Source organism: Acinetobacter harbinensis (assembly GCF_000816495.1).
In the GTDB taxonomy this organism is placed as follows: Bacteria; Pseudomonadota; Gammaproteobacteria; order Pseudomonadales; family Moraxellaceae; genus Acinetobacter; species Acinetobacter harbinensis.
On sequence record NZ_JXBK01000001.1, the window covers coordinates 1,409,661 to 1,421,726 of the forward strand.

9 protein-coding genes are annotated in these 12,066 nt (G+C 42.1%); all 9 read right to left on the minus strand.

Going from position 1 to position 12,066, the window contains the following annotated elements:
* Positions 1-168, minus strand: a 168-nt coding sequence (locus tag SE27_RS14435) for a MutS N-terminal domain-containing protein (protein WP_455549991.1), incomplete at its 3' end; no start/stop codon positions are given.
* A gap of 371 nt (positions 169-539) precedes the next feature.
* The gene (locus tag SE27_RS06590; RefSeq protein WP_039623857.1) at positions 540-2,549 is read right to left on the minus strand and encodes an esterase/lipase family protein; all 2,010 of its coding nucleotides are present in this window, start codon (positions 2,547-2,549) and stop codon (positions 540-542) included.
* A 130-nt stretch (positions 2,550-2,679) separates the two neighbouring features.
* The gene (locus SE27_RS06595) at positions 2,680-3,594 is read right to left on the minus strand and encodes an ABUW_2363 family tetratricopeptide repeat lipoprotein (RefSeq protein ID WP_039621919.1); all 915 of its coding nucleotides are present in this window, start codon (positions 3,592-3,594) and stop codon (positions 2,680-2,682) included.
* 109 nt (positions 3,595-3,703) lie between these two features.
* Entirely contained in the window at positions 3,704-4,513 is an 810-nt protein-coding gene (cysE, locus tag SE27_RS06600; RefSeq protein ID WP_039621921.1) for a serine O-acetyltransferase, read from the minus strand.
* Between the two features lie 13 nt (positions 4,514-4,526).
* The gene (locus SE27_RS06605) at positions 4,527-5,363 is read right to left on the minus strand and encodes an RNA methyltransferase (protein WP_039621923.1); all 837 of its coding nucleotides are present in this window, start codon (positions 5,361-5,363) and stop codon (positions 4,527-4,529) included.
* Positions 5,364-5,396: 33 nt separating this feature from the next.
* Entirely contained in the window at positions 5,397-8,960 is a 3,564-nt protein-coding gene (gene dnaE / locus SE27_RS06610) for a DNA polymerase III subunit alpha (RefSeq protein ID WP_039621925.1), read from the minus strand.
* A gap of 215 nt (positions 8,961-9,175) precedes the next feature.
* A complete protein-coding gene (locus tag SE27_RS06615) occupies positions 9,176-9,871 on the minus strand; it encodes a methionine ABC transporter permease (RefSeq protein WP_039621927.1) in 696 nt (231 codons plus the stop codon).
* On the minus strand, positions 9,868-10,893 hold the full coding sequence (locus SE27_RS06620; RefSeq protein ID WP_039621930.1) for a methionine ABC transporter ATP-binding protein: 1,026 nt from the start codon (positions 10,891-10,893) through the stop codon (positions 9,868-9,870). The genes SE27_RS06615 and SE27_RS06620 overlap by 4 nt, the downstream gene beginning before the upstream one ends.
* Before the next feature lie 72 nt (positions 10,894-10,965).
* Positions 10,966-11,835 (minus strand): MetQ/NlpA family ABC transporter substrate-binding protein, encoded by an 870-nt coding sequence (locus SE27_RS06625; RefSeq protein ID WP_039621932.1) that lies wholly within the window; start codon positions 11,833-11,835, stop codon positions 10,966-10,968.
* Between the last annotated feature and the right edge of the window lie 231 nt (positions 11,836-12,066).

The following is a 12,066-nucleotide window of genomic DNA, read 5'->3' on the forward strand; positions in this document are numbered from 1 at the left end:
AATGCCCAATAATTTTGCAGCTTTGTGGGCATCATCAAAAAATAATTCGTAGAAGTCACCCATACGATAAAACATCAGTGAATGCGGATGCTGCATTTTTATGGTTAAATATTGCTGCATCATGGGGGTTAATGTAGAAAAATCAGCCATGATTTCCGGATAACTCATGTGGGTAAAATCCTTAAATATTTGAAGATATCTAGCGCGTTAAAAAGAATCGGGCTGCTTTGGCATCGATTTTGATCTGCAATACAGTCCAGTGCATAAAAAATACTGAAACTGCTTAAAGCGATATTGCTTGTAAAGCGTGGGCAAAAATAATTCTCTATAATTGCTCAGCGTCATTACACAGGCTTATCTTAGCAAATTTGTGCCAGTTGAGAAAAATGCTTTGCAATAATTGCTCAATAATCGAGAAAAGCACAATCAAACCAAGCGATATACTGACTGACAATCTATATCAATTTTGCATTAAAAAAGTCGATCCTGCTTTTATATCAAACAGGACCGACTAAATGTGAAGCAGGTATTGACGTGGCTTAAGGTTGACGTAAACCCAATTGGGTTAAATGCAAACGCAAGATACGGCGCAGCTCTAAAATGGCTTCAGGCGTTTCTTGAATAGAATGACCACCTTTAATGATTTTTTCTGAGGCTGCACCCTCTAAATGCGCACTCTTATAGGCCACAACATCATCACTGATGATATTGAGGTTATCACTGTTGCTCTTATTGCCGATGATGGAGTGAAATATTAAACCTTTACGTGGCTGAATATCATGCGTTAGTTCCATAAACTTAGATTGGTAACTTAAATCACTTGGCCCATTTTGAATAAAACCGGGATCGATTTGCGACAGAACCTCTTTTACATCAATATCCTGACTTTGTAAGCTATCGCCAATGGCAGAGAAAAATGCACCGGGTAAACGAATAATCTTACGCGCAGCTTTGGTAAACCAGCGATCAGCAAATTCTGTGCCTTTATGAGGAGTGGCCAAGAAAATCGCGCGCGTAAAGTTAGGAATATCCTTAATCACTAAGCGCTGCGAGACAATCGGTAAATTTTTATATTTATTCAGCTGACGATTGTTCATTAGCGATAAGGCTTCTTGGGTCACATCGGCATCGCTCACCAATAATCGGGCAATAATACCGCCCATACTATGACCGACCAATACGGCATCTTTTTTGGCGGCTGCTTTGTTGTCGATTTGAGAAAAAGCCTGCGTAAGAAGGGCATAGATCTGAAAACGACTTTCAATAATGGGCATATTGGTTGAATAAAACACCTGCCAAACTTGAAAATTCTCTCGCAGCACCGTATCCCCCATAATATCGTTGGTCAGACGAATCCATGCCTCTGGACTGCTGGCCAAACCATGCACCAAAACGATAACTTTTTTATTCGGATTATACGGTTCTAACATATACAGATGCGGCATAATCAGATGATCATCACGATCGATCAAGGTTAAATAAGCCGCTTTGCCTAGATTATTTTGTGCCAACCACAAGCCATAAGGCGTTGAAAAGTTGCCGGCCAAAGGATAGGTCTTATTCGCCATCACAACTTTTTCATATTTATAAGGATCGAAGGCTTTCAGTTCAAACTCAGCGTTGGTTAAAATATCTTCAATACTGGTGGCAGACTTTGGCTGAGCAGTCAGGGTGGCCGCCAAGTAGCGTGCTTGATGAATGTTTGGATTTACGCCATTTTTATAGCTAAAATTTAAAGGATCGATAATATATTTACTTTTATCTTGGCCTAAATCGTCTTGGGTTTGCGGTAAAACCACAACAAATTCGGAACCAAAACCATCACGGCGGTTAATCGAGCGTAAACCTGAAAAATTCAGATTATAACTTGAGATTAACTGTTCAATTTTTTGTTGTTTAAGCTGTGGATAGTAGTCGAAATTAATACTATAGATACTCTTCCCGACTTTAATCTGAGGTGAAACTTGCTCCGGTTTATGGCGCAGCGCATAGGCTGAAACCAATTTGGCGATGGCTAAGTTATAAAAGTCACGAATTTGGACTTGTCTGTTGTCAAAAATACGATCCTGCGGGCCACGTTCAGTCTTAAACATATAGGCATAGCTGTAGCGAATACTTTTATCCAGCATATACAATTGTTGATCAAGACATTTATCATAACTGGCTTGCTGAAGTTTTTGTTTTTCCTCAGACTTTGTACCAGTTAAAATGTTGACCTTACAATCGGCTGACCCTTCAAAGGTTAAGGCTTTGGCCAAATAAACTTCACTGGCAGTAGATAAAAATTGTTCGTCTTGAACTTGCGGAATTTGCTGTAATTCTTGGATACATTGTTCAGGCTCATCAGAGCAAATTTTGGCTTCACGTCCGGTCATGGACAGTACATTGAGACTGGCTTCACTTAACTTGTTGCGGGTAAGGATGCTTTCGCGTTCATTGGCAATGGTGACATTTAGGGCTTGCTTTTTGATACTGACAATTTGACAGCCGCTGAGGAGAGTGCTCCCCAACAGCACGGTAAAGAGCACGTGATATATCTGTTTTGGCATAAAGGTCATCTACACTGAGTATTTATTTGAATTTTATTCATCATACGATAATTTTTTTCATTTTCCATTTATTCAAATAAAAATAGACCGTACTAGACGGTCTATTTTAAATACTGACTCAACAAATTCATTAAGAGGCTTTAGGTGCACTCAGAATTTGCCACACGTTCCAGCGGCCTTGTTTTTCAATTTCTTCAATTAAACGATCCGTGACTTCAGCTTCTTGCGGATATTTAATTTTATAATTTTTTAAGGTTTGAATCGCGTTTTTCTTCTGTTCCATCGCAATGTAGTTATTGGCAGCAGACAGATAAGCCTCTTGCACGCCAGCTTTCATTGCTTTGTCTAAATAAGGAATGGCTTCACGTTGACCACCACCTTCGGATAAACCAAAACCAAACCAGAAATTGGCTTCGGCATCATCTTGATTGATTTTTAAAATGCGCTGTGCATAGGTCAAAGACTTGGTGGTATACACTGAACCCAAGTCAAGGTTACGCGCCATGACGCTGGCTTTAAAGGCGCGAATCAGCACATCGAAAGAAGCATTGTCTGCTGCGGCCAAAGTATCTAAATGTTGAGTCAGTTCTTTGAGCTTGGTTTCAAAACCTTTACGTTCTTGGCGTTCAGTAAAACGAGGCGGGTAGTGACGTGCTTTACCTTCGACCAATTGTAAAAAGTCATCAATTTCGGTGACATCAATTTCATTTTCACCGGCCAGTACCGCATATTTCACATTACGCTGTTTACTGTTGATGGTCGGTATAATCAGTTTATTTACATCTAACGTTTTTTTGTTACTTGGATCACTGGCCAGATTGACTTGCATTTTGGTTACAGGCTGTGCAGCTGCTTTTTGTAATTCAATTTCAAATGGAGGCGGTGCATCATAATTAAATGGATTAAGCGCATAAAATGGAGGCGTGATATCCGGTTCGGTGAAAATAATTGGAGTGATTGGTTTTTTATCTTCAATCGGTGTGGTGCTACAGGCAGAAAGCAAAGACATTGTTAGCAATGCACATGCCAAAGGCTTAAGGGTCATAGGGACATCCATTTATTTAATTTAGAATTAATTTCTAAGCATGTTCTTCAGTCTAAAAAAACTCTAAGGAACATGCAAGTTAAGGCATGTTAATATTTAAACCAGCGCATTAGGCTTTGGATTGGCTACTTTGTGCTTCACATTCACGGCGTATATCTTCAAAAATTTGTAGCTCTTCCATGCTAAATGGCTGCTCATTTTGTTGCGGTTTTTTAAAGGACGGATCGAGTAACGATAAACGCTGGCATAAGGTATTCATGCGTTTTTCATTGAGTTGAATACGATCGAGCAAGACACGCATGCCATCTAAAATGGGATCGGCCTGATCTTGCGTAGTGGCATAAGGCTGAAAACCTATGCTTTGTGCGTAATCACGACGACGTGCTTCTTCATCATTCTTCGGCTTATCTTTGGTAATAAAGCGCGCAGGATTGCCCACCGCTGTGGTGTTGGCCGGTACTTCTTTGGTCACCACGGCATTGGAACCCACTTTGGAGTTTTTACCGACGGTAAAAGGACCTAAAATTTTAGCCCCTGCACCGACCACGACGCCGTCTTCTAATGTGGGATGACGTTTGCCTTTATTCCATGTGGTACCACCAAGCGTAACCCCATGATATAGCGTGACATCATCACCAATTTCAGCAGTTTCTCCAATCACCACACCCATGCCATGGTCAATGAAAAAGCGATGACCAATTTTTGCCCCCGGATGAATTTCAATTCCAGTGGTAAAGCGGCTAAAAGAAGACAGTAAACGAGCAGAGCCTTTACACTCTTTTTTCCACAGTTCGTGGGCAATACGGTGCATGATCAGCGCATGAATGCCCGGATACGTGGTTAAAACTTCTAAAGTATTTCGAGCTGCAGGATCGCGCGCGAATACAGCTTGTATGTCTTCTTTGAGCTGTTTAAGCATTAGGTTGATCCTCTTAAGAACCTGTTGTTTTGTCTGTGGTTTTTTTCCACGTACCATTATTCATCGCTTGTACTCGCGTAAATATGCCACGTAATAAATGATATTCCATAGTGTCTAATTGTATACGTCCGAATAAACGACGCAAGCGTAAAGGCAGTAATCTTGGATTTTTTGGGTCCATAAATTCAATTTCTGCCAACATTTTTTCAAGATGCGGGTAAAACTGCTGCATTTGATCATGAGTGACCAATGGCTCATCCCACTGCATGCTTTGGCTGTCAGTCACTTGCATGGTTGCTTGCGTGTCTTGGGGTTGTTCAATCAGTTGCAGCGCTGCCATACGCATCTCATAACAAATCACCTGAATGGCTTGTGCAACATTTAATACACCGTAATCGTCATTGACGGGAATGGTGACATGGTAGTTGGCCATGGCCAATTCTTCATTGGTTAAGCCACGATCTTCACGGCCAAAGACAATCGCAATTTCTTGTTGCTGTTTAACCACGGCATGCAATGATTTTTCCGCGGCTGGACGGGCATCCAGTAATGGCCAAGGAATTGTACGGCTACGCGCACTGGTTCCAAACACCAACTGGCAGTCTTGAATGGCATCTTCTAAACGGGCCACAATTTCAATCTGATCGATTAAGTCCGCAGCACCGGCCGCTAATGCATTGATGTCTGGATGTGGATAGGTCTTGGGTGCAACCAACACCAACTTAGACAGGCCCATGGTTTTCATGGCGCGTAAAGCACTGCCGATATTGGCCGGTAAAGTGGTATTGACCATGACGATACGCACATGGGAGAGATGCGCTGAAACCACCGCATTGTCAACTTGACTCATAAGATATCCAATTTGAAGGTAAAAATTTAAAAATTAAGAATATTGTTGTACTTCAGCCTGATAGGAATCCATCGCCTCATCCATACTCATCCCACTCGGCGGAGCCACAATTTTTGTGGGCTGAGTATACTGGACTGCTTTGGCGGCTTTGGATTTCACCTGATATTCAATATGAATGACTTCTTTACCAAAGTAGTCGCGTAATTGTGCCAACAAGGCATCTTGCGGTGCAACCTTCCAGTTTAAGCCCAAATGTACTTCTGCACTGGCATAGGCATAGTCAATGTGCAGTTGTAGTGGAATGTGATTACACATATCGACATCGCAAAACGGCAGCAGAATTTTTTGCAAATCTTGACTGAGTGATGGGCTGAAGTGCTCAGGTAATAGTTTAATTTGAATACTGTTGGCACGTTTTTGACGAATCTCATTTAAGCTAAATGCTTTGGTCAAACGCCCCATAGGACGATCATAACCTTCACGTTCATAGATTTCACCTTCGATCACCACCACACGATCGACTTGAATTATCTCTTTAAAGCGTTGGAAGCGTTCATGGTTGGCAGACACTTCAATGCGTGCTGTGCCGTCATCTAAGGTGACCATCATCCGGTTGGGAAAGTTAACCACATCCAAAACCAGTCCGGCAAAGACGGTGGTGACGCCGCGCCGTGTTGGCGTAAGTTCATTAATGCGTACAGAGATAAAGGATTTTAATTCGGTGCGATAGACATCAATTGGATGTCCGGTTAAATACAAGCCAAGCGTGTCTTTTTCACCCTTCAGGCGAACTTCGTCTGACCATGCTTTTACCGGTTTCAGCGGTTTACGTTGTACTTCTTCAACCTCACCAAACAAATCCATGATTCCGGTTTCACGGTTATGCCGTGCTTGATCAGCTGCCTGAACCGCTTCAGGCAGTTGCGCCATAATACTGGCCCGATCAATACCTAAACAGTCTAAAGCGCCAGAACGAATCAGTGCTTCTAAAGTTCGTTTATTGATTTTTTTCAGATCAATACGATGGCAAAAATCAAATAAATCAGTATAAGGCCCATCTTGCACACGCGAATCAATCACCGATTGCATGGCTTGCTCACCGACGCCTTTAATCGCACCCAAACCATAGACAATGGTTTTTTCATCGCTGGCATGGAATTTATAAAATGACATATTGATTGAGGGCGGAACCACTTCTAATTGATTGCTACGGCAGTCATCAATTAAAAACACCACACTGTCGGTGTTCTGCATCTCTGAAGTAAGTACCGCTGCCATAAATTCAGCAGGATAATAGGCTTTAAGCCATGCAGTTTGATAGGCAATCAGGGCATAGGCTGCGGCATGCGATTTGTTAAACCCATAACCGGCAAATTTTTCCATGTAGTCAAAGATATGATTGGCGGTGGCTTCATCAATCTCTTTTTCTGCGGCCCCTTCAATAAAGATTTGGCGCTGTTTGACCATTTCTTCGGGTTTCTTTTTACCCATCGCACGGCGTAGCATGTCTGCGCCGCCCAGTGTATAACCGGCACAGTACTGCGCCGCCTGCATCACCTGTTCTTGATAAACCATAATGCCGTAGGTCGGTTCTAAAACCCCTTCAAGTAAGGGATGCAGATATTCAAATTCACCGCCATGCATACGATGAATAAAGTCAGGAATAAGATCCATCGGCCCCGGACGATACAGTGATACGAAAGCAATAATCTCTTCAAATTTACTTGGTCGTGCTTCTTTGAGCATTTTTTTCATGCCGACGGATTCAAACTGGAATACGGCAGTGGTGTTGGCTTCAGCAAAAATTAAATAGGCTTTGGGATCATCCAGTGGGATATGCACAATATCAACCGCTTGATCTGGGCCAATGCGTTTATTAATATTTTGAATGGCATCTTCAATCACGGTTAAGTTACGCAGACCCAAGAAGTCGAATTTCACCAACCCCGCAGATTCAACGTCATCTTTATCGAATTGTGCCACGCGGTTAGTGCCATCGGCATCACACATCACCGCAGAATAGTCAGTGATTTTCCCCGGTGCAATCACCACACCACCGGCATGCTTACCGGTGTTACGGGTAATGCCTTCTAACTTGAGCGCCATTTCCCAAATTTCAGCGGCATCTTCATGATCGGGATTGGAGGGATTGGTAATAATATCTTTGAGCTGCGGTTCGATATCGAGCGCACCGCGTAAATCGACCCCAATTGGTTTGGTCGGGATCATTTTTGAAATACGATCGGCCAGACCATATGGTTTGCCCAATACCCGCGCCACATCACGAATCGCACCTTTGGCTGCCATGGTACCAAACGTGGCAATTTGCGACACTGCTTCACGGCCATAATGCCGTGCTACATAGTCAATGACGCGGTCACGTCCGGCGATACAAAAGTCAATATCAAAGTCGGGCATCGAAACCCGTTCTGGGTTTAAGAAGCGTTCAAACAGCAGGTCATAACGTAATGGGTCAAGATCGGTAATTTTAAGACTATAAGCCACCAACGAGCCAGCACCTGAACCACGACCTGGACCGACCGGCACACCGTTACTTTTCGACCATTGAATAAAGTCCATCACGATCAGGAAGTAGCCCGGAAAGCCCATATCTAAGATGGTGCCAATTTCATAGGCCAGACGATCATCATAAACTTTACGAATTTCGCTCCAGTCTTGATCGCGTTTTTCAACCGGATACAGAAAGTCTAAGCGCTCTTCTAAGCCTTGCTCAGACACATGCGCAAAGAAGCTATCAATGGTGTGACCATCTGGAATCGGATAGTCAGGAAGGTCATTGAAACCCAGACGTAAGCTGACATTACACCGTTTAGCAATGTGGTAGCTGTTTTCAATGGCGGCGGGAATGTCTGAAAATAATTCAGTCATTTGTGTCGCAGTTTTAAAATATTGTTCCGTGCTATACGAACGTGGACGACGGTTGTCACCCAGAACATAGCCATCGGCAATACACACACGTGCTTCATGTGCTTCATAATCGGTTGCTGCAACAAAATGCACATCGTTATGCGCCACGACACCAATATTGTATTTTTGCGCCAGTTTAATGGCTTCGGCAATAAAATATTCTTCATCTGGTCGATCGGTGCGGGTTAATGCCAAATAAACCCGATTACCAAATTTCTCAATCCATTCTTCTAGTAGAGGCTCAGCTTTTTGCGGATTGGAGGAATTCAGCATTTTACCGACATCACTGTGCAGACCCAGTAGCACGATCATGTCTTGATTTTGATCTAGCACCCATTGTTTTTGAACGCAAGGAATATCCAATTGCTGGCCTTCAATAAAGCCTTGTGACACCAATTCGGTCAGGCTACGCCAGCCGATATTGCTCATGGCCAGTAACGTGACTTTTTGTTCTGCGTTGTTTAAGCGAATCACGCTGCCTAAAATCGGCTTAATGCCTTGATCGAGACATTTTTTATAAAATTTAACCGCAGCATGTAAGTTGGATAAATCCGTGAGTGCCAAAGCGGGCATGTCATCATTCACCGCAGCTTTAATCAGATCCGGGATACGTACGATCGATTCCGTAATTGAAAATTCGGTATGTATACCAAGATGAACAAAGTGCATAAATGAGTCCTTACAAAAACCGTCGGCTATTTTAGCATGCTCTGAATCGCGCGATGCTTAATATTGGCAAAATTCAGCGCTGATCATACAGCGACTGTTGAATATGTATAGGGTTAAGCGTGTTACTGTTTAAGCGAGCTGCTGTGTTAGCTGTCGAGTATAAAAAATAAAATCCCCAAATTTGAGGATTTTAGTCACAGATGAGGGCTGAGCTTTTATCTTAATTTTGCCAGCCATTCACCGGCAGTCTGTACAATCTGAACCAAGATTAACAAGACAATCACGGTTAAAATCACCACGCTGGTATCAAAACGTTGATAGCCATATGAAATGGCCAAATCACCAATACCACCTGCACCGACAGCACCGGCCATCGCCGTTGCACCAATTAAGCTAATGGTTGCAGTAGTGAGATTTAGAATTAAAGAGCTACGCGATTCAGGTAAAATAAATTTAAAAATAATCTGTAGCGGACTTGCGCCCATCGCTTGTGCCGATTCTACAATTCCAGCATTTACTTCAAGGAGCGAGGTTTCAATCAAGCGCCCCATGTATGGGCCAATATAAATGGTTAATGGCACAATAGCAGCCCACGTTCCAATGGATGTGCCGACTAAAAGCTTGGTCAAAGGAATGACTGCGATCAATAAAATAATAAAGGGCAGGGAGCGTAGCGCATTCACAATCGGGTTTAAAATATGATAAACCGCACGATTGGGCAGTATGCCGCTTGGACGCGTTACCAATAAAATAATACCTTGAATAAAGCCCCAAATTCCACCAAACAGCATAGCGAAAAACACCATGTGAAAGGTTTCTTGTAATGCGGTAACAAATTGGTCAATCGATAAAGAACTGTGCCAAAAAGGGGCGGTCAACTCTGTGAGCCAGCGTACGATGAAATCTCTCATACTTGATGCTCCGAATGTTCAACTTGCACGCCACTTTGCTGTAAAAAATCAATAGCCTGTTGAATAGTGGCTGGATCACCGAGCAACTGGATAAACATTTGCCCAATCACTGTGCCATTAATTTCGGTCATATTGGCAAATAAGATATTTAAACTGATATCAAATTGTTTAATCACGGCTTGTACCACGGTTTCTTGCGCAGATTTACCTAAAAATTGTAGGCAATAAATACTGTGACGATTTTGATTTTCAAGATTTTTTAGAATACTTACCGGCAATTGCTGTTGCAACACGGTTTGAATAAAGTTTTTCGTGGTCGGATGCTTGGGTTGACTAAAAATATCCAGTGTTGAGCCCGTTTCAATCACTTGCCCTTGTTCCATGACTGCCACATAGTCACACACCGTTTCGATGACATCCATCTCATGCGTCACCATGACTATGGTAATACCTTGTTCTTGATTGATTTTTTTTAACAAGGCCAAAACGGATTTGGTGGTTTGCGGATCAAGTGCAGAGGTGGCTTCATCACAGAGTAAAATTTTAGGATGATTGGCCAGCGCGCGCGCAATTCCGACCCGTTGTTTTTGTCCACCGGACAATTCATCTGGAAAGGCATCTTTTTTATGCTTTAGATCAATAAAATCCAGTAATTCATTCAGCCGTTTTTCACGTTCAGCTTTGTGTATGCCCAAAAGCTTCAACGGCATTTCAATATTTGCGGCCACCGTTTTGGTTTGCAATAAATTAAAATGTTGAAAAATCATGCCAATATTTGTACGTTCTTGACGTAATGAGCGCGCATCTAAAGCGGTGAAATCCGTTTGATTAATCATCACCTGACCTTGATCGGGTCGTTCGAGTAAATTAATCAAGCGAATCAGCGTACTTTTACCGGCGCCACTATAACCAATAATGCCAAAGATACTGCCTGCTGGAATTTTTAAATTAATCTGATCCAGCGCGCGTATGGTTTGGCCTTTGAGCTGATAGTGCTTTGAAATATTTTTAAATTCAATCATATCGTCAGAAACTAAGCGGGAAATAAAAAACAGGCAAATCACTTTGCCTGTTTGGTTAAAAGGATTATATGCTTATTTTGTTGCGGTTAAATAAGTAATTGGTTTATTCACATCAATTTTAGTGCCACCAAAGTTTTTTTGCACATATTGGTTGACGGCTTCAGTGTGATACAACGCGCCAACTTTTTGTAAAATCGGATCATCTTTACGTGATTCAGCCGTGGCTAAAATATTGACATTTAACTTGGTGCTTTGATCAACTGGTTCGTAATAAATAGAATCTTTTAGGACATTTAATCCGCCTTCCATTGCCAAAGTATTGCCCAATACAATCGCATCGACTTCATCTTTTACGCGCACTGCAGTTGCCATTTGAATCGGTTTAATCACCACTTTTTTGGCATTTTCAATAATATCGTTAGGTGTGCCAGTTGCAGGATTAAAGTCCGCTTTAAGTTTTAACACGCCTGCTGATTGAAGCAGTAATAATGCACGTGCTTCATTGGCTGCATCATTTGGAATGGCAACGGTTGCACCATTGTTAAACTCTTCCACTTTTTTTACTTTGCTTGAGTAAATCCCCATTGGCTCAAGATAAGTGGTCGAAACGGGTGCAATTTTATCTTTGTTCGATTCATTGAATGCCACTAAATAAGCATACGATTGAAAAGCATTGATATCGACTTCTTTATTGGCCACTGCGCTGTTCATCGCGACATAGTCCGTGAAGTTTTTCACTTCAAGCTTAATGCCGGCTTGTTTGGTTTCAGGCAAGCTGGCAATAAAACGCCAAATATCGGCATCTGAACCTGTCGATGCCATCACCACCGTGTGTTCTTTTGTGGTATCGCTTTTTGCTGCATCTGTTGCAGGTGTTTCAGGTTTAGAACAGCCCGCTAAACCAACGGTCACGCCCAATACCAGTCCAAGGAGCTTTTTCATATATTTATCCTAGTCAATTTAATTTTGGCTTTAATTTTACACATACTGATTTGAGCAGATTAAGTCAAAACTACAATCTATAAAGACTCCGAAAAGGCAAATTATCTAAATAGCCTAAATGACGTAGACCTTTGCCGATCATTCTTTCGTATCACAACAAACAATTGACAATCTATCAATGCCGATCTTAAAACTTTAAATAAACAGTTTAAGGCATTGTATTCATTAACG